Origin of the sequence: Cytobacillus firmus DS1 (assembly GCF_000565285.1) — a bacterium.
Taxonomy (GTDB): Bacteria; Bacillota; Bacilli; order Bacillales; family Cytobacillaceae; genus Cytobacillus; species Cytobacillus firmus_A.
Window position 1 is genome coordinate 88,709 of record NZ_APVL01000003.1, and the last position, 19,219, is coordinate 107,927.

Sequence of the window (19,219 nt, forward strand, 5' to 3'; positions counted from 1 at the left end):
GGATAATTTCTGCTTTCTCTGTCTGAAGCTGCTCCAAGTTCAGACTCAAACTACATTATTTCTGCTCATTCGGTCCGAAGTTACCCCAGATAAATCCGCTCATCCCTCTCGGAACACCCCTATCATTTCAGCGAAGAACCTTCCGGCTGCCCGCCATCAGCCACATCACTACGGGAAGCAGTCCAAAGGAAACCACGGTAATCCCCGTCCAGCCTCCATTCTGCCATACCAGGCCGGCAAGCGTCCCTCCAGTTGCGACTCCAAGGTAATAGCTTACGAGATAGATGCTCGAGGCACCGGCTTTGTGATGGACGGCACGCTCATTTACAATAGCTGCCATGAGTGAATGCGCCACAAAGAACCCCAGACAGGTCAGGCATAGGCCTATTACAATTACCGATAAGGAGTGCACATTGGTAAACATGGTCCCACCTATTAAAATGACGGTTCCTGCCGAGACCAGTGTGGTTTGCCTGAAATAAGCAGACAGCCTTCCGCCCAGAATGGAGCCAACAATACCGAAGCTGTATGCCAGGTAGGTAAAAGAAATATTTTTTACAGAGAGATTAAAAGGGTCCTGTTCGAGATAAAAAGGCAGGTATGTCCATACTCCTGTAAACGAGAACTGGAGGAGGATTCCCATCGCAAATGCAGGGAAAAGCTTCGTATTTTTCAGATGTGATCCCATGCCTGTCAAGTCTTTTTGTACAGATCTTTTACTGGGCTTAAAATAATGAGATTTTGGCAGAGCCCTAAAATAAATGATGAACAGCAAAATGGAAAATCCAAATAAGAAGTAGACAGAAGTCTGCCAGCTGGCCATATCAGCAATGTATCCGACGAAGATGCGGCCGGCCATTCCGCCAATGGCATTGGCTGCAATATACATCGTAATGCCGAGACTGATGCCCCCCGGAGCCAGCTCCTCCCCTAAATACGCGATGGCAGCTGCAGGCAGGCCCGCTATACAAAAGCCCTGCAGGAAGCGAAGCACCAGAAAGGTTTCAAAATTAGGCGCGATCGGCAATAGCACCAGCGGAATAATGGTGCAGACAAGCGTGAAATTCATTATGGAAACCCGCCCGATTCGATCAGACAGAAATCCGAAGAATAGCAATCCGAAAATCATCGAAACTACAGCAGCAGACAATGATAAACCGGCTGCTGCAGATGTGATGTCAAATGAATTCGCCAGCAGCGGCATAATCGGCTGCACAAAGTATAAATTTGCGAATACTAAAATGGATGCACTCGTCATCGCAATCATAATTTTTTTGAAGCCTGCATCCTGCAGCGAATATTTATTTGATTCCTCTTGTTGAGCATTTACAGCATTCATTTCCCCACCCTGTTCCACTAAAGCGTTAAATCTATCATACCATTTTATTTAGAAGGAATCGAAAAACTCTGATTATTCATATCATATGATGTTCCTTCTGCTATTTTTGAAACAGCAGGCACCTTCATTCCAGCTGTCCTAAATGTTATAATAAAGGAATGTACTTTACAGGGCCGACTAATCCGTTTTACGGGAGCCTTTTTCTAAATAGATTCGACAAAATTCGGGTGGTGCCTGTCACCAATAAGGAGGTATAAACATGATTCCGGAGCGGTTTTTGGAGCCTTTGGAGTTTGCAGCGAATGAGCTGAAGGGGCTGCTGCGGGCTGAGAATGAGGAGGATGCACGCCTGGTGCAGAAGGGTCTGATGCTTTATCGGCAGGGGCTTGTGTATCAGCTTCGTTTTGAGGGTGATACGGTTTTGGCCACGGTTCAGGATGTAACTCCGGCAAAGGTTGAGCTGGACCTTGAATTCATTCACTTGAGTCAGTGTTCCTGCCCGGCCGAAGGTTTTTGCCGCCATCAGACCGCGGTCTTTCTGCAGCTTCTTTCCAAGGCCAGAAGTGTGTCCATGTGGATTGAAGAATGGCGGAAGCCGATCAAGGAAAAGCAGACCGCCAAGAATTGGGGGCTTCAAAAAGCGAAGGATCTTTTGAAATCCTCCGGCCAGATGAAGGCGGATTATGATCGCTGGACTTCTGCATTCGACGAAAGCTTTACCGAGCTGATGGAAAAACAGGGAGAACCCCGTCCTTATGTCCTGCCTGAGCTTTTCCATGTGTATCTGCGCCGCATGAAAGCGGGAGCGCCGGTGGAGCAGGAATGGAAGCTTCTTTATCTTTTGATCGGCTATGTTTTTTCTTTTAAAAAGCTGATGGCGCTGAGCAGGAAGTACGGCCATGGCGAGGAATTGATTGACCGCTATTACCGCCACCTCTATCAGTCCCTGATGGAAGATTCCTTAGAGATCATGAATAAATTGTCGGTGCACTCCCTCCCCTTCGCGTTCGATCAATTTATCGAGAAGCTGAAGGATGATTCCAGCGGACTGATCACCGGTTCTTTTGGGATGGAGTATGAACGAACCCATTTATACCGGCTGTTATGGACACATTTTTTCAAAAAGAAAGAGTGGCGTGAAGCGGAGATCGAGAAGCTGAAACCCTCCATAGAAGAGGAGCCTAACCTGCCGTTATTGGCTGGCTATGTGCATCTTCAGATTCTTGAACGCAATGATGAACAGGCACTTAGTGTTCTAAATGTGCCAAATATCTTAATGACACCTTATATGCTTTACTGGCTCGATTACTTTTCAGTCAATAAGGATTGGAATCGGATGGGCCCGTATGCAGAAGCATTTATCCATAAATTACGCGATTATCTGAAAGAAATTGATGACTATTACGCCTGCATGGATTTTACCCGGATGGCCATCAAGGCGATTTCTCCATATTGCCTGGAGAGCAGCAAAATGGATTTGTACGAGAAAGCCTTGATGGAGACGCTGCCGTACAGCTATAGTGACTATGAATATTTGCTTTTTGAAAAAGGCGAATTCATGAAATGGGCGGATCTGCAGGCGTTCATTGGCTTTGATCTTGATTCTCTTGGCAAGGACCGGATCAGGGAAATCAGCAAAAAGGAGCCCTCCATCCTCCTGCCGCTTTATCATCAGTCCATCACTGGCCATATCAATATGAAAAACAGAGATCATTACCGCGAGGCCGTCCGGAAAATGAAAAAGCTTCGCACGCTGTACAACAAGCTGAAACGCCAGGAAGACTGGCATCTTTTTCTTGAATTGCTGCTTGAAAAGACGAAACGTCTCCGCGCCTTTCAGGAAGAATGCAAAAGGGGTAAGCTAATCGATGCTTAAAACGAGATTTCTCCATGTGAAAGTGAAACCAATAAACAATGACCGCTACCTGATTTTTGCTGTTAATGAAGAGGGTCGCCTGCTTTCTCCGAAGGAATGGAAGCCTCTTCTTTTTAACCATCACAGGGAAAGCTTTTTCGGCACCATGCTTGAGGCTGCAGAGGCAGACGGGATCAAAGGGATTTCTGTAAGCGGATGGCAGCTTGTCACCCTGTTTGCGGCGGAGCAATTCAACCGTTTGATTGATTGGAGCTGGGATGAAACGGCCGAAATTCTGCTGGCCTCCTCTCATGCTCTTTATGATTCGATCGTGGACCAGGAATGGATGCCGGACTTTGCCGCCTGGGAACAGGATCAATTCCGCTGGGCATTGCCGGAAAGTGTGATCACCGAATTTGGCGCAAACTTTTGGGAGCAGACAGTAGAAGACTCTCCAGTCAGGGAATTTATCGGGGATTTATTTCACCGCTCCCTTGATGGCTATATGAATCAAAACCATGAAGCGAAAGCGCAGTTCGGTGAGAAGCTTGAAGCCTTGAGGAGTGAACACCTCTCACCGCGCGATCTTGCAGCTTATTTTGATGAACAAAGCTGGCAGGAATGGATCGGGGTCAAAGCAAATGATGCTCCTTTCTCGATCGGACTTAAGCTGGAAGAGCCCGGAGATATCGATACCAGCTGGGATTTGACGATATTTCTGCGCGGAAAAAAGAACCCTGATGTATTTGTCGATTACAAGGATTATTCGAATTATCCGCATGACTGGCATGATTATGAGGATTCAATTGAAAAAGAGATCCAGCGCTGGCTGGAGCTTTTCCCATGGCTTGAAGGCAAGCCCGGCGAGATATCGACTATGCTGACGGAAGATGAAGCCTGGACTTTTCTGACAGAGGCTAGCGAAACCATGCTGGCACTTGGCGTGGAAATCCTGCTTCCATCGTGGTGGCAGGCTATGAAGAACGCAAGCCTCAAGGTAAAAGCAAAAGTGAAAGGAACCGGCAGCCACCGTCCTTCGTTTGTCGGGCTGCAGTCGATGCTTGATTATGATTGGCGCTTCAGCATGAATGGCGTTGACTTAACAGAGGAAGAATTCCGGGGCATGGTAGAGGAAAAAAGACGGCTCGTCTACGTTCGCGGCCGCTGGATAAAGCTGGATCCCCATTTTGTCCGCCATATCCAGGATTTAATGAAGAAAGCAGAAAAAGAAGGTCTGCATGTCCGTGATTTGATCGAGCAGGAGCTTATGGCTGACGGGAGCCCGCAGGAAGATGAGCTGGATAATCCTAAAACATTTGCCCGGATTCAGATTGAGCTTAACCGCCAATGGAAACAGATGGTCAAGCAGCTCCGCGATATTAAAAACCTTCCGCTTGAAGAGGTCCCTGCAAGCTTCAAGGGAGATCTCCGCCCTTACCAGAAGCTCGGGATGAGCTGGCTGCTGTTTTTGCGCCGCTATGGTTTCGGTGCCGTTCTGGCAGATGATATGGGACTTGGAAAAACGATTCAGCTGATCTCCTATCTTCTAAAAGTTAAAAAAGATGAAGACAGCGGCCCATCTCTCATCGTGTGCCCTACATCTGTCCTCGGCAACTGGCAAAAGGAGATCGAGCGCTTTGCCCCTGACATGAGCGTATATCTCCATTACGGATCAAACCGCCTGAAGGGAGAAAGCTTTTCTGAAAAAGTAATGGAGTCTGATATTGTACTGACCTCCTACGGCCTAACCCATATGGATCTGGAGGATTTTGAAACAATCGAGTGGAGCTCCATTACGATTGATGAAGCCCAGAACATTAAAAATGCCCAGACAAAGCAGTCACGGGCTGTCCGAAAGTTAAAGGGCAAGCACCATATTGCTCTCACCGGTACGCCGATGGAAAACCGCTTGACCGAGCTCTGGTCCATTTTTGACTTTACGAACCACGGCTATCTCGGCAGTCTCGGGCAGTTCCAGAAGCGCTATGTTCTGCCAATTGAGAAGGATGACGACAAAAATAAAGTTAAGCAGCTGCAGGCCTATATCCGCCCCTTCCTGCTCCGCCGCACGAAAAAGGATGAGGATGTGGCCCTGAACCTGCCCGATAAGCTTGAACAGAAGGAATATTGCCCGCTGACTGCTGAGCAGGCTTCCCTATACGAACAGCTTGTCCAGGATACATTCGCACAGATCGAAAAGCTGTCAGGTTTTGAGCGCAAAGGCCTGATTCTGCAGTTATTAAGCCGCTTAAAGCAGCTGTGCAACCATCCGGCCCTTTATTTAAAAGAAGAGATGCCTAAGCTTGTCCTTGAGCGTTCTGTAAAGCTTGAAAAGTTAAGCGAACTTGTCGGCGCTGTTCATGAGCAGGGAGAAAGCTGCCTGATTTTCACCCAATATATCGAAATGGGGAACATGATCGCCCGCCTGCTGAAAAAACAATTCGGATTCGACGTGCCGTTTTTAAATGGCAGCGTGCCAAAGCAGGAACGGGATCATATGATCAGCCGTTTTCAAAATCACGAATTCCCTGTATTCCTGCTATCGCTAAAAGCGGGCGGAACCGGTTTGAATCTGACGGCAGCAAACCATGTTATCCATTATGACCGCTGGTGGAATCCGGCCGTTGAAAACCAGGCAACTGACCGAGCCTACCGGATTGGACAAAAACGCTTTGTTCATGTGCATAAAATGATTGCTACCGGCACACTCGAGGAAAAAATTGATGCTATGCTTGAAAAAAAGCAGTCCCTTAATGATCAGATCATTACAAGCGAGAACTGGATTACCGAGCTTTCAACAGATGAATTGCGGGATCTGGTCCACCTGACATAGAGCTGGTTCAGTCTTCAAGTCCTTGATATGCATAAAGGCTTGAAGGCTGTTCTTTTATTTTTGCATATTCCGGCTTATTAGGTTTTTGCGTCAGAAAAGTGACTTTACTGCCTTCCTTTATAATAAAACAGGATAGCAGCTGGTATGTAGGATTCTTGTTCCCGGCTTTAATTGCCACCTGGCTTAATAAGAAGTTAAACTTGTAGTGAAGAATTCTTTCCGTATCGTTGATCATAATTGAAGTTTGGCTTCTAAGAGGAATTCTTTGATAGGATTTGTTATTTTGGAGCTTAATGAGCTGAAGTGCATCAAAAAAGCTTGGCTGATGTTTGGTGTTTAAACTTTCATTTTCTGTTTGAAAATACAGGTACCCGGTTTCTTCTCCATTATCCACTAAATTGAACCTCCTTTTATTATTTTCAAAAAATATATTCGACGTATTCCGTGAAAATCCTCCCTGGTTCTTTTTACCCAAATCGCATAATTCTTCATTAGTGAATAATAATCACTTTATATCGTGTGACTTAGGTTCACAACCGGCCATTTCAGCTGCTATTCCCGCTAAGTTAAAAGAAAGAAAGCAAGTAAATGGCGGTGAATAGGATGTCTTTACCTGAAATACTGAAAAAGTTAAGAACAGATCGAAAGTGGACTCAGGATTTTGCTGCTGAAATGCTGAAAGTGGATCGCTCAACCATCAGCAAATACGAAACAGGCAAGGTCACCCCCACTTACCAAACCCTCGTCCAAATGGCAGAAGTATATAAAGTGGACAAAACCTTATTGACTGATGAATTGGAGAACCCGTCCTCCTACTCAGCGGACAAGTCCATTTTAAAAGAAAACCCGGATGATAAGGATATGGAGATGATCCGGGAAATCATAAGCCATTATCCAGACCTGAAAAAAGCCCTCCTGGACATATACACCTTTAACGAAAAGAAAAAAGCCCTCGCTGTGAGAGTGATTAGGAATAACATTCAGGCATTGAAGGAATTTTAAAGTATTCGACAATATCCGGGTGGTGCCTGTCACTATAAAATAACCCGGCACACGAGTACCGGGTTCCAATTTGGGGAAGTTTTGGGGATGTATTTGATTTTCTATATGGAAGGAATATGTGTGGACAGCTGGATGGGGATGCTGTCAGTTCATGATGGAGAAGCGTTTAGGTGTTGGCCGCTCTTGTGTATGGCTGTTTTGCATGACTGTTTCACGGATGAGCGATTCAAGCTGGAGGACTCGTTTGTTCAGATCATCGACTCTCTGGTTTGATTTTCCGAGCATCTTGATGAGGCTTTCGAGCATATATTCCAATGCCTTTTCTCTTTCAGACACTTCATTCAAAACGGAAGCTCCTCCTTGGTCACGGTCACCGGCATTTCCTCAGTCTTCTTCTTGTCAAGAAAGCGGACGGTTTCCGCTACCACCTCTGTTACATAAATCCGTTTCTTTTCCTGATTATCATAATGCCGCGTCTGAATTCTTCCAGTTATCCCAATCAGGGTGCCTTTCCGGCAATACTGCGATGTGTTTTCCGCCGTTTTTTTCCATAATGTGCACTGCACAAAATCCGCATCGATATCACCCTTCTGGTTGCGGTACTGGCGGTTTACTGCCAGCGTCACATTCGTCACCGGGATCCCTTCCTGTGTCCTTTTCAGCTCAGGATCCCTTGTCAGCCTTCCCACCAGGGTCACTTGATTGATCATGGTTTTCATCTCCTCTCTTTGATAGCCTTATCATAGCCGGAACTTCTCCACTGTGTAAAAAAGCCAAAATGTGTTTTTCACAGTGCTTTTTCGGCAAAAACACCCCTAAAATTCAATTTTCGGCTCTTTTTCAGCAAAAAACAGTCTCGAAAATACGATTTTCAACATTAGAAAAAAGAAAATTCGACAAACCGTCAAATTCGCTTTCAGTTTGGGCTGTGTTATAATTTTTTATAGACAACTTATTTTAGAGATGGAGGTAAGCTATGAAAACATTTAAACTTGTTTCTCTGCAATTGGTGGAAGAAAATGGCCTGATTGATATTGAACTGGATGATGGATTGATTATCAATAAAGAAGACGAAAAGAGCAACTGGCTTTTGGAGGCATTTATTGATAAATCCTATCTTGAGTACTTCAAAAAGCGCGCTGATAATAAGGACGAGCTGACCATCCAAGTTGTTATTACCAAAAAAGAAAACGATCCAGCCGCATTCCAAACTAAAATTACCTCTATCAGCGAACTGGAAAACCATATCAGCATCCTTTTTGAGGGATCACTAAAAAGAACGAAAAATGATTACGCCGAATTGCTGCTTCAGGACCTATTGGACAAAGGCTACATCGGTGAAAGCCTGCTCGGCGAATTCAAGGAAAAAATGCAAAGCAAGCCGCGTCTGACTGCCGCTAAAAAAGAAAATAAAGAAACTCCCGCTCAGTCATGACGGGAGTTTTTCTTATAACTATTACTTATCCTTATTATCCTCATCCTGCATATCCATATTATCTTCCACAGCATCTTCGCCCGGCTCGTTGTTGTCTTCCATCATGTCGCCGTCATCATCTGTGTTGATGTCGTTGTCATCTGTGTTTTCATTCAGATCATTCGTCATATCGCCGTTGTTGCCATTTTCACCGTTCATACCGCCATCATTTACATCACCATTTTCTTCAGTGATTGTATCATCTTCCGGCGGCGGCTCCTGGTTGTCAGTAGCACAGCCTGCCAGTAGCATGGCGGAAAGTGCGGTTCCTCCAATAAGTGTCAAAAGCTTTTTATTCATCGTAAAAGCTCCTTTCATAAGGTGTATTGTTGACCTGCTGCATTGGTCTTCCTTTATATTTCCCAAAAACCGAAACAACTTGCATATTTTTTTACAGAAAAAATCCCGCACGCACAGTACGGGATTTCTTATATCATTATCTTTCAATCGCAAACATAATTTCGGCTTCCATCGCGACTTCGCCATCAACGGTTGCACGGGCTTTGCCTTTTCCGATTCCTCTGCGGACGGAGAGTAGTTCGACCTCCATGATGAGTGTATCGCCTGGCCTCACCTGGCGTTTCCAGCGGCATTTCTCCACACCGGCAAAAAAGGCGAGTTTTCCTTTATATTCATCCAGTGACAGCAGTGCCACAGCACCTGTCTGCGCACAGGCTTCAAGCGTCAGGCATCCCGGGAATACATTGTAATTAGGGAAATGCCCATTAAACACTTCCTCGTTGGCACTTACATTTTTTTTGCCGACAGCTCTTTTTCCAGGCTCAAGCTCTTCAATGGAATCCACGAACAGGAATGGATATCGGTGAGGGATTATTTCTTTGATTTCTTCTACATTTAATTTCATATGTATCGCTCCCCATGCATTTTTTAGTACCAGATACTAATAGCTTATATTTATTTTACTAAAAAAATGATGATACGCAAAGTGCCAACAAAAAAAGAAGGGTTTGCCGCCCTCCTTTTCATTTCTATTCTTTTTCCACCAGTTCAACAATATGCATCCAGGTGGACTTTGAAAAAATATCCTTTACTTCGCCGCCGCCAATGACACCATACCCGACCGCGGCTCCTGCCGTTACGCTCAGGAAAATTAAAAGCAAGACAATAATAATCCGAAGCCAGATCGGAATGAGACGGATGCGAACCCGCCCTTTACGCGGTGACTCATCTTTGCTGCGTTCTTTTTTCAATTGTTCACGCGTCTTGACTGCTTCTTGATTACTGTTGTTTACTGACATTTTATTTCCCCTTTTATCTAACGTATTCCGTTGACCAGTCCCATCATTTGATCAGCCATGGAGACGGATCTGGACTGAAACTGATATGCCCGCTGGAGGTTGATCAATTCTGTCATTTCCTTGGACAAATCCACATTGGACTGTTCCAGAGAACCCTGGGCCATTCCAATCTGTCCGCGGAGCGCACCGTTCAGCTCTGTAAAAATCCCCTCGCCGTCTATTCCATCTGGCAGACCAAGAAGATTATCGCCTTTTTGCTCCAGGAATTGAGGCTTGTTGATCTGAACCACTCCAAGATTGAATTCCTGGATATTCCCATTAGCGGATTCAGCCAAAAAACTTCCTGTTTCAGTCACTTTAAAATTATTCGCCTGTCCATTTATTATAATCGAATTATTATTTTCATCAAGAACCGGTAGTCCGTCAGCTGTCACAAGCATGGTCTCATTATCTGAAACCGGTGTTAAATAAAATGCGCCTGCTCTGGTAAAACGCACTGCTGCTCCGTCCTCCGTCTGCTCCAGGACACGGAAATACTGGCCTTCCTTTGTGAAAGCAAAGTCAAGCGGACGGTCTGTTGCCTTTAATGAACCCTGCTTCATGACGATTTGGGACTGCGCCAGCTTTGCGCCCACGCCCTGCCTGATGCCTGCCGGTGTCAGTCTTCCTGCCTCGGCAGCCGGATTCCGCTGATTATTGAACTGCTGAAAAAGCAAATCAGTAAAATTGGCTTCCCGTCTTTTAAAGCCCGCTGTATCAATGTTGGCCACATTATTGCTGACAATATCCATCTGCTTTTGCAGCTGGGCGAGAGTATTTGTTGCTGTGATCATAGTTCGATTCATTGTTTTTCCCCCTTAGCGGGTATGCCGATGGACATTACCCGATCCGCCCGATTTCATTTGCGGCTTTCTCCATACTGCGATCATATGCCTGCAGAACCTTTTGATTTGCTTCAAAAGAGCGATAGGCTGCCATCATATCCGTCATTGTACGGGAAGCATCCACATTGGAACGCTCCAAAAAACCCTGCTGCAGCTTGAATTGGACATTTTGTGCATTATAGGCATTTTCGAGGACACTCTCTTCTGTCGCTGCAAAAAGGCCATCCCCTTCTTTTCGCAGGCTTTCGGGATTTTGGGCAAAAGTGATGCCGAGTCTGGCTGTTTCACCCGCTTCACCGGTAATCACACCATCTTCACTTACTGTAAAACGGTCACTGGAGAGCTGAATCCGCTCACCCGCATCATCTAAAATATATAATCCGCTTGCTGTCGTTAAATAGCCCCCGGCATCGATGGTAAAATTGCCATTCCTCGTATAGCGCGGTTCGCCATCGTTTCCAGCTGCGGTATAAAAGACAGTCCCTCTTAAGCCTGTATCCGGATTCACCGGCAAATTAAGATCGAGCAATGCCAGGTCTGTCCCGAGGCCTGTTTCCTTCATATCTCCCTGCATGAAGGACGGAAGTGTCTCCTGCATATAAACCCCCGTAGTCAGTCTGCCGACTTCATTATTAAAAGGAAGGTTCAGTCCATTTTCAGTCGGCACGGTCTGCCGGCCAATTTGCTGCAGAAGCATCTCCGGAAAAGCCCTCAGGCTCGTCTGGTCTGCTTTAAAGCCGGGTGTATTGGCATTCGCCATATTATTTGTCAGTACTTCCGTTCTCCGCTGCTGTGCAAGCATTCCGGAAGCAGCTGTGTAGAAACCTCTAAACATCTGTTTCACCTCTACTTATTCCGAACAATATATTCTAGCTCTATTATAAGAAACTTTCCGACAATAAACATTAAAAATTTGAAGAATTTAGTCAGATTTTGCAAAAAGCTGTACCTTACTTTCATCGGCCGAAATGGAAAAATGTTTACAAACAAATTCTTTCGTATGACCCTAATAGAAAAACCCGCCAAAGTGGCAGGTCCCTAAGTTATACAAGCTTCTTTTTCGGAAGCTTGTCAATATTATCAAGCATGATGCCAGTTCCAACAGCTACGCAATCCATCGGATTCTCTGCTATTAAAACAGGGACTTTCAGCTCTTCAGCCAGAAGCTGGTCGATTCCGTGAAGAAGTGCGCCGCCTCCTGTTAAAATTACCCCGCGGTCAATGATGTCTGCAGACAATTCAGGCGGTGTGCGTTCCAGTACGCTTTTAGCAGCCTGGACGATGACTTCAACGGATTCTGCCAAAGCCCCTTGAACTTCCTCGGAACGAACTGTAATGGTTCTTGGAAGACCTGATACCATGTCGCGGCCGCGAATTTCCATTTCTTCGTTTTTGCCGCCAGGGAATACAGTCCCAATCGTTACTTTAATGTTTTCAGCTGTTCTTTCACCGATTAAAAGCTTGTACTCTTTTTTGATGTATTGAAGAATTTCGTTGTCAAATTTATCTCCGGCCATCTTTATGGATGAAGACGTCACAATGTCTCCCATGGATAAAACCGCGACATCTGTTGTACCTCCGCCGATGTCGACGACCATGTTGCCGCTCGGCTGGAAGATGTCCATGCCTGCTCCGATGGCTGCAACCTTTGGCTCTTCTTCAAGATAAATCTTTTTGCCTCCGCTTTTTTCAGCGGCTTCCCTGATTGCTTTCTGTTCAACACCTGTTACATTTGTCGGGCAGCAGATCAGAATGCGCGGCTTTGATAAGAAGCCTTTAACATTCAATTTGTTGATAAAATGCTTCAGCATCGCTTCTGTTACATCAAAGTCGGCAATAACCCCATCTTTTAGCGGGCGGATTGCCACGATGTTCCCCGGCGTACGGCCGACCATGCGGCGTGCCTCTTCTCCTACGGCCAGCACCTTGTTTGTATTTCGGTCAATTGCCACTACCGATGGTTCATTAAGCACAATACCGCGGCCTTTAACGTGGATTAGCACGTTGGCTGTTCCTAAATCAATCCCAATATCCCTAGCAAACATTTCTTTTTTCCTCCTTGCAACATGGCCAGCTTCTGTCCGCACCTTTGAAGGCTCTCTCTATTTAGGCATTCTTAAAGCGAACTTCGCTTATAAATTTTTTAGTTAGATGATCAAATCATTATTCGCAACAGCAGTTCAAGCCACGCAAAAAAATCAGTTCTTTAATAAAAGAAATGATTTTGCCCGGCGTCTCTTTAGGAGTCCTAGTCTTTACGAACCAAGTTTCTATCCTAATTTTATATTTTAACACATTCCTTGTGAAAGCAGTAACATTTTGACAGATTTTGTGAGACTTTTTGAGGGTTTTTGTCGAAATGGGGAAAAGGATGCAGGCGACTTAAGAAGGGGCTTAAATCCATAGAGCAAAGCCTGGGTTCAGGCTATGGAAACAGCTTATGAGCTTTTAGCCCCCGGAGCCGCAATTGAGGTTCATGTACAGCTTTGAAAATTAGCCGTGACTGTGTTTAAAATGGCAGTCTTTAACCTTTGACACCCTTATCGGCGCCATTTGTTTCTTTTCATTTAACTGGCTCTTCTTCCATTTCTTCTTTCTTATACTTCATTTTAGTGGCTTCACCGCCGCGCAGATGGCGGATCGATTTATGATAATCCAGGATTTCCTTTACTTCGTTTGCCAGTTCAGGATTGATTTCAGGCAGTCTTTCCGTCAAGTCTTTATGGACTGTACTTTTGGATACGCCAAACTCCTTCGCAATTACGCGAACCGTTTTTTTCGTCTCCACGATATACTTTCCAATCTTGATAGTTCTCTCTTTGATGTAATCGTGCACACCACTCGCCCTCCCCAATTTGGATGTGAGAAGTGTGAAATGAGACTCGCTTTCTGTCTGGTTTTTAACTGTATTCCGCATGGATTCCTGATTAATTGAAGTTAATCGTACATGCGCCTGAAAGCTTGCTTTCAGTTTGCGATAATTAAACATGTCCTCAACATATTCATTAGTTTAATAAAACGATCCCTCACCTCATACATTCTCTTTGTAAGGTTTGTAACAGTTTATTAGCTTGGTTGAGGGAATATGCACGAAAAACGCAATAAGGACAAGGTTTTGTGTAAATTTTTTGAATATAGGACATCTGAAAGTCAATATAAGAAATGTTTTCAAAAAATCCTTTGGGGTAATTGAAAATTAAGCAGTCTTTAGACCGGCGGCAACTTTCCTAATTTCTATAGTTCCACGGATAATATTCAGGACTTTTCCCGCAGATTCGACAAAATCCCCCATTGCCGGTTAATTCACTTAGAAGACAACAAACCATTTCATCAGCATCAGGTAATTGCATATATCTAGGAATTACAGAGCGAATTGAACTATATGGATTTTCGGAAACAAGGGAAAAGAGCCAGGAACTCCTCCCTATTGTGAAGCGGATCATTATCCCGTACTATTTTTTTCGGTAAACAATTCATTTAATTGGTTTTAAAACCATAATATTCCAAAGAATAGGATGAATATAAAATGCAAACTCGCAAGGAAAGAATTCAAAATGATAAAAGAAAGAAGATGAAAGCTAGAGGAATGACCGCAGCCAGCACCGTTTTTGCGGCAGTAATTGCGTCAGCCGGTTTTAGCACTTCAGCAAAAGAAACTCATGCTTTGACAGGATTCTATAAAGTGAAGCAGGGAGATACTTTATATAAAATCTCCATGGAACATGATATGACTGTTAAAGAATTGAAAGCGGTTAACCGGCTTAAGTCTGACACAATCCATCCAGGGCAGACATTGGAGGTTAGGACTGAGCGACATACAGAAGAACCCTTCAATAATGAAACAGCTATTTATACCGTGGTGCCGGGCGACACACTTTGGGGAATCGCAAAGCGCTACCGTATGAATGTCAATGAGTTGAAAACATTGAACAAGTTAAAAAGGGACATGGTCCTCATCAATCAAAAATTAATCATTAAAGGGGATATTTCCAGAACAAAGGCAGTCATCACCGGTGCTGCCGACAATTTTACTGTGGAATTTAAAAACGGGGATGATTATTTCACATTAAAGGTACCGTATGGGACAGCAACATCTTATCAGAACATGTCAGGAAAAGAAATCCTTGTGGTTTACAAGGACGATGCTCTGATCAATATTCAATAAAGGGATGGAAAGCCGGATTCAGCCGGCTTTTCCTCGTTAAACCATATCACCCACCCGCTCATCAACATTCCAACCACATATGTCTGACGCTTAATAATGCAGTGATCTCATTTGACTGTCAGTTGCTTTAATCAACTCCCCCCAGGTTTTATGGCCTCTCTGCTGTAATTGAAAAAGCAGCTCAACAAACAGGTAAGCGGTCGTTAAAGCATCCCCCGCTGCACGATGGCGGTCATATATGCGGGTGCCGAATGCCATGGCATACCTTTCAAGGTCACGCATATCGTAAGACGGAGCAATAAATCCAATCAGATCCAGCGTGTCAATGGTCAGGAAATTTTTTAATGCAAGCTTTGCGCGCTTACATTCACTCTTTATAGCCAAAGCATCGAAGCTTACATAATGCCCAATCAGGCATACTGCCTCCCTCGATTCGACATACTCAAAAAAGCTCTGAATAGCTTCCAAGGCCTGCGGGGCATCTTTTACCAGCTCATCGGAAATAGAGGTTAATTCTTTTATTTCCCGAGAAATTTGTCGTTTTGGGTTAACATATGTCTGAAAAAGGTCCTTTTCCTGCACTTGAAATCCTTTTACCGGAACGGCGCCAATCTCAATGATCCGGTCTGCCGCAGAAACCTGAAATCCTGTTGTTTCCGTATCAAAAACAATAAAATTCAGATCTTCAAGGGGAGTGGATAATGGAATAGTTTCATATCTTAACGAACATGTCACATTTTTTCTGAGAAAAAACATACCAGCCTCCTTTTAAAGCTATAATGAGAATCTTGCAATTGCCAGGCTCTGAAGCTCTTTTAATGTCTTTAAGCTTAGAATCAATTCTTCTTTTTCACGGGTAGACATTCTGGAAAATGAGACAACGGAAGATGGAGCGGCACCGTTTTTTTTCTGCTGCCAGCGCTGGGTGACATACAGCGTCAGTATAGTGCTTACAGACCCTCTCAAATCGTGTGCAAACTCCTTTGAGAATACCTGCCTTTCCTGCAGGAAATCTATTTTTTCAAGTGGTGTCCCTGATAGTTTCCCATGCATGAGTGACAGTATCTGCAGGCTATGGTGATAGGGAAATAAAACTTCTTTTTTCATATCCATGCTCTTGCGCTGCAGCTTAAATAAGGACCGGAGCGGCTGATCCAGCGTAGGAATGGGATGTTCCCTTTCAAGGTGTGCCAGCCGGTATAAAAAAATTCTGGACCTTTTCATATGCTCCCGAGCCAGTGCTTCAAATTTTGCATGCAGCCCTTCACTTCCCGCAATGAGCCGATAGGAGAAAAAGTTTTGCGCTAACAATAAATTGTCATTAGTGGATTGAAGCATCCAGGTTCGCAGCCGCTCCTCCCATACCGACAGTGAACCCCGCCATTTCTCCTCACTGCACATCATGAGCCCTTTGCACCGTGCATAACCGGCACTCTCCATGTTAGAAGTGATCCTTTTTCCCAGCTCTTCAAAAAAATCGCCAGCTTCCTCCGATTGGCTTTCATAAACCAGGAAATGGTCCTGATCTGTGAGCATGAACTGTTCTCCACGGCCGCTTGCGCCCATGTGATAGAAAGCAAATTCGCATGGCTGCTGCAGCCCTTTTTCCCTCAGTTCAGAAATAGATAGTTCTATAATTCTGCCGCTCATGCGATCGTATAGCTTTGTAATGATCTCAAGCGTTTTTAAAATAGGAACACGATCTCTTATTAAAGAATCAATTATCTCATAGATGCCGGTTTTTATTTGCGGAAGGCTGTCACGATCGGCTTTTTCGATACTTTGAACCGTCTTTATCACATTCTCATTTTTCTTTCTCAGCAAATCTGATAGTGTCACAATCCCTGCGATCTTTGAATCTTCCATTACAGGCAGGTGTTTGATTCCCTTGAACAGAATCAGTGAAAGGGCCTCATAATAATAAGCTGTCCTTGATACCGTGACTGGACCCGCTGTCATAATGGTGCTTGCTGGAGCCGTAATATCTGCCCCTTCAGCAGCAACCCATTCCACAATATCTCTTTCCGTAATAATTCCTTTTAAGCTATCCTTTTCTGTTACGAGGACCGAACTAATCTTTCTTTTTAGCATGAGCCGGGCAGCTTCCTGGATGGTTGCAGCCGGGCTGACTGCGGCTGGCTCACTGCTCATGACATCCTGAACCCTGATCATGAATGCATCATTTTCCCCATAATCTGTCGCAAGCTTGACCTGTTCTGCAAGTGATGTGTATACATCCTTCAATCTGACGGATACCTGAGTCAGCAGGTAATCATGAACTGCAGGATCATCCCATCTTTTTCTCACCACTTCAAACGGAATGAGCATCGCTCTAACCTCACTGGACGCTTTGACTTCGACCAGTTCTTTAGTGATCTGTTTGGAAACACCCAGGAAATCGGCTAGGCTGGAAAATCCAATCAGCTCTCCTGTTTGGACTACTTCAAGCACTTCCTCCCTCCCGCTGTGGTCGTTTTTCACGAATACCTCTGAAAGACCTTCTAAAAGGAGCAGAAGGCCTTCACGCGGTTTATTTTTTTTCAGGATCATGTCATTTTTGTTATAGTGGCGTACTTCGCACATGGACAGAAGTGAAAGGGCTGTGTCAGATTCCACCTCATGAAAAAAGGGGTGGAACCGCACAGCCTCCAGATTGTATAGGTTATACAGATTTTGATCCATCATCGTTCATCCATACTTCACCATCTTTATATACCATTTGCTCCGGATAGCGAAGATCCATAACTTCCTCCTGGATTTTTTGCGAAGGAGCAGCTGTCATTAAAGAAACAATGATATTAGCTGCAAATGCAGCTGTGGCACCAAACACGCCGGCACCTGTATCAATGATTCCCAGGATTGTAAATCCTCCATATTTAGCTGCAAAGATGTACGCCAACGTCACACCTAACCCGACCAGCAGGCCGGCAATAACTCCCTGGGAGTTTGAACGCTTCCACCAGACACCCAGAACGAGCGCCGGGAAGAATGTCCCTGTCGCTAGCGCAAATGCCCAGGCAACAATTTGCGTAATAGCTCCTGGCGGGTTAAGCGCGATTACGCCGGCCAGAAGAGTGGCGATGACAATGGACCAGCGGGCAACAGAAAGACGAGTTTTTTCCGTTGAATCCGGTTTTAGCACCCGGTAAAAAATATCGTGAGCAAATGCGGAAGAAATCGCAATCATCAAACCTCCGGCCGTTGATAACGCAGCAGCCATTGCCCCTGCTGCCACCAGGCCGATAACAAACATGCCAAGGTTGGCAATCTCCGGGGTCGCCATAACGACAATATCATTCGAGATAATGAGTTCCTTCCATTGAAGAACTCCGTCGCCATTGCCATCCGCTACCTGGAGCTTGCCTGTGTCAACCCATGTCTTCGTCCAGGCAGGCAGCTCCGTAATTTTGCTGCCGGCAACCTGCGTCATTAAAATGAAACGGGAGAATGCTGCGTATGCAGGTGCAGAAAGATAAAGCAAGCCGATGAACAGCAATGCCCATGCTCCTGACCAGCGCGCTGCCTTCATCGTTGACACTGTATAGAAACGGACAATTACGTGCGGAAGTCCTGCTGTACCAGCCATCAGTGTAAACATAAGTGCAAGGAACTGCCACTTCGTTCCATTGGTAAATGGCGCAAAGTATTCAGAGATTCCCAATTCGCGGTCGAGCTCACCCATTTTTCCGACAAGTTCACCGTAGGAAATCCATGGCATAGGGTTTCCTGTTAATTGCAGTGCCATGAAAATGACAGGAATTAAGTAAGCGATAATCAAAATGACATACTGAGCAACCTGAGTCCAGGTAATCCCCTTCATGCCTCCGAATGCTGCATAAAAGGCAATGAGAACGACACCAATCATGGTTCCAAGCTTTGCATCAATTTCAAACAGGCGGCCGATTACCACTCCTGAACCGGAAAGCTGGCCAATCGAATAGGTGAAGCTGATGATGATTGTACAAAGGGCTGCAATCACCCGTGCTGTGTGGCTGTCAAACCGGTCACCGATGAATTCCGGAACCGTGTAGCGGCCGTATTTTCGCAGCTGTGGTGCCAGCAGGAAGGTTAAGAGCAGGTATCCTCCCGTCCAGCCCATAATATAGGCAAGACCGTCATAGCCCAGAAGCATGATCGTTCCTGCCATCCCGATAAAGGAAGCGGCACTCATCCAGTCAGCACCAATTGCCATTCCATTGAAGATCGGCGGCACTCCGCGGCCGGCAACATAGAACTCAGAAGTTTCTTTGGCCTTATTGTAAATAGCTATGCCAATATACAAAGCAAATGTAGCTAAAATGATAGATAATGAGACCAAAAACTGTGTATCCAAGAACATCCCCCTTTTTTTCGATCGATTTTTTTATGACGCCCCTTTTATCTCTCTGTATAGCGGAAGCTTAAAAAC

At 45.1% G+C, this 19,219-nt stretch carries 19 protein-coding genes; 5 read left to right on the forward strand and 14 right to left on the reverse strand.

Going from position 1 to position 19,219, the window contains the following annotated elements; translation table 11 throughout:
• Positions 1-127: 127 nt before the first annotated feature.
• Positions 128-1,339, reverse strand: a complete 1,212-nt coding sequence (locus tag PBF_RS04815) for an MFS transporter (RefSeq protein ID WP_035327783.1) — start codon at positions 1,337-1,339, stop codon at positions 128-130.
• Between the two features lie 259 nt (positions 1,340-1,598).
• Here PBF_RS04815 and PBF_RS04820 point away from each other — a divergent pair, with 259 nt between their 5' ends.
• Both PBF_RS04820 and PBF_RS04825 read left to right on the forward strand, forming a co-directional pair.
• Positions 1,599-3,215 carry an SWIM zinc finger family protein gene (locus tag PBF_RS04820; RefSeq protein WP_035327786.1) on the forward strand — a complete coding sequence of 539 codons (1,617 nt, stop codon included), beginning with the start codon at positions 1,599-1,601 and terminating at the stop codon, positions 3,213-3,215.
• Entirely contained in the window at positions 3,208-6,027 is a 2,820-nt protein-coding gene (locus PBF_RS04825; protein ID WP_035327788.1) for a DEAD/DEAH box helicase, read from the forward strand. Before PBF_RS04820 ends, PBF_RS04825 begins: the two co-directional genes overlap by 8 nt.
• Positions 6,028-6,034: 7 nt before the next feature.
• On the opposite strand, the gene PBF_RS04830 is transcribed toward PBF_RS04825, so the two are convergent.
• Entirely contained in the window at positions 6,035-6,421 is a 387-nt protein-coding gene (locus PBF_RS04830; RefSeq protein WP_035327791.1) for a hypothetical protein, read from the reverse strand.
• Between the two features lie 209 nt (positions 6,422-6,630).
• Between PBF_RS04830 and PBF_RS24865 the strand changes: the two genes are divergently transcribed.
• Positions 6,631-7,029 carry a helix-turn-helix domain-containing protein gene (locus tag PBF_RS24865; protein ID WP_051488814.1) on the forward strand — a complete coding sequence of 133 codons (399 nt, stop codon included), beginning with the start codon at positions 6,631-6,633 and terminating at the stop codon, positions 7,027-7,029.
• Positions 7,030-7,173: 144 nt separating this feature from the next.
• On the opposite strand, the gene PBF_RS04840 is transcribed toward PBF_RS24865, so the two are convergent.
• The gene (locus PBF_RS04840; protein ID WP_235192207.1) at positions 7,174-7,365 is read right to left on the reverse strand and encodes a hypothetical protein; all 192 of its coding nucleotides are present in this window, start codon (positions 7,363-7,365) and stop codon (positions 7,174-7,176) included.
• A gap of 5 nt (positions 7,366-7,370) precedes the next feature.
• The gene (gene ssb / locus PBF_RS04845; RefSeq protein WP_035327797.1) at positions 7,371-7,739 is read right to left on the reverse strand and encodes a single-stranded DNA-binding protein; all 369 of its coding nucleotides are present in this window, start codon (positions 7,737-7,739) and stop codon (positions 7,371-7,373) included.
• A gap of 266 nt (positions 7,740-8,005) precedes the next feature.
• Between ssb and PBF_RS04850 the strand changes: the two genes are divergently transcribed.
• On the forward strand, positions 8,006-8,464 hold the full coding sequence (locus PBF_RS04850) for a YwpF-like family protein (protein ID WP_035327800.1): 459 nt from the start codon (positions 8,006-8,008) through the stop codon (positions 8,462-8,464).
• Between the two features lie 21 nt (positions 8,465-8,485).
• On the opposite strand, the gene PBF_RS04855 is transcribed toward PBF_RS04850, so the two are convergent.
• From PBF_RS04855 to spoIIID, 7 genes are all read right to left on the reverse strand, one after another.
• On the reverse strand, positions 8,486-8,803 hold the full coding sequence (locus PBF_RS04855; RefSeq protein ID WP_035327803.1) for a hypothetical protein: 318 nt from the start codon (positions 8,801-8,803) through the stop codon (positions 8,486-8,488).
• A gap of 136 nt (positions 8,804-8,939) precedes the next feature.
• Positions 8,940-9,368, reverse strand: a complete 429-nt coding sequence (fabZ, locus tag PBF_RS04860; RefSeq protein WP_035327807.1) for a 3-hydroxyacyl-ACP dehydratase FabZ — start codon at positions 9,366-9,368, stop codon at positions 8,940-8,942.
• A gap of 124 nt (positions 9,369-9,492) precedes the next feature.
• Positions 9,493-9,762 (reverse strand): DNA-directed RNA polymerase subunit beta, encoded by a 270-nt coding sequence (locus PBF_RS04865; RefSeq protein WP_035327810.1) that lies wholly within the window; start codon positions 9,760-9,762, stop codon positions 9,493-9,495.
• Positions 9,763-9,779: 17 nt separating this feature from the next.
• The gene (locus PBF_RS04870) at positions 9,780-10,607 is read right to left on the reverse strand and encodes a flagellar hook-basal body protein (protein WP_035327813.1); all 828 of its coding nucleotides are present in this window, start codon (positions 10,605-10,607) and stop codon (positions 9,780-9,782) included.
• Positions 10,608-10,641: 34 nt separating this feature from the next.
• On the reverse strand, positions 10,642-11,481 hold the full coding sequence (locus PBF_RS04875; protein WP_035327816.1) for a flagellar hook-basal body protein: 840 nt from the start codon (positions 11,479-11,481) through the stop codon (positions 10,642-10,644).
• Between the two features lie 208 nt (positions 11,482-11,689).
• Positions 11,690-12,691: a rod shape-determining protein gene (locus PBF_RS04880; protein WP_035327819.1), complete on the reverse strand. Its 1,002-nt coding sequence runs from the start codon at positions 12,689-12,691 to the stop codon at positions 11,690-11,692.
• Between the two features lie 518 nt (positions 12,692-13,209).
• Positions 13,210-13,482 carry a sporulation transcriptional regulator SpoIIID gene (gene spoIIID / locus PBF_RS04885; protein WP_009332173.1) on the reverse strand — a complete coding sequence of 91 codons (273 nt, stop codon included), beginning with the start codon at positions 13,480-13,482 and terminating at the stop codon, positions 13,210-13,212.
• A gap of 690 nt (positions 13,483-14,172) precedes the next feature.
• Here spoIIID and PBF_RS04890 point away from each other — a divergent pair.
• The gene (locus PBF_RS04890; RefSeq protein WP_035327823.1) at positions 14,173-14,811 is read left to right on the forward strand and encodes a LysM peptidoglycan-binding domain-containing protein; all 639 of its coding nucleotides are present in this window, start codon (positions 14,173-14,175) and stop codon (positions 14,809-14,811) included.
• A gap of 90 nt (positions 14,812-14,901) precedes the next feature.
• Here PBF_RS04890 and PBF_RS04895 read toward each other — a convergent pair whose 3' ends face one another.
• From PBF_RS04895 to PBF_RS04905, 3 genes are read right to left on the reverse strand one after another with little or no spacing between them, the layout of a single operon-like run.
• Positions 14,902-15,567 (reverse strand): 3'-5' exonuclease, encoded by a 666-nt coding sequence (locus tag PBF_RS04895; protein ID WP_035327829.1) that lies wholly within the window; start codon positions 15,565-15,567, stop codon positions 14,902-14,904.
• 18 nt (positions 15,568-15,585) lie between these two features.
• The gene (locus PBF_RS04900) at positions 15,586-17,496 is read right to left on the reverse strand and encodes a DUF294 nucleotidyltransferase-like domain-containing protein (protein WP_235192200.1); all 1,911 of its coding nucleotides are present in this window, start codon (positions 17,494-17,496) and stop codon (positions 15,586-15,588) included.
• On the reverse strand, positions 17,474-19,144 hold the full coding sequence (locus PBF_RS04905; protein ID WP_035327832.1) for a sodium:solute symporter family protein: 1,671 nt from the start codon (positions 19,142-19,144) through the stop codon (positions 17,474-17,476). The genes PBF_RS04900 and PBF_RS04905 overlap by 23 nt, the downstream gene beginning before the upstream one ends.
• Positions 19,145-19,219 lie beyond the last annotated feature (75 nt).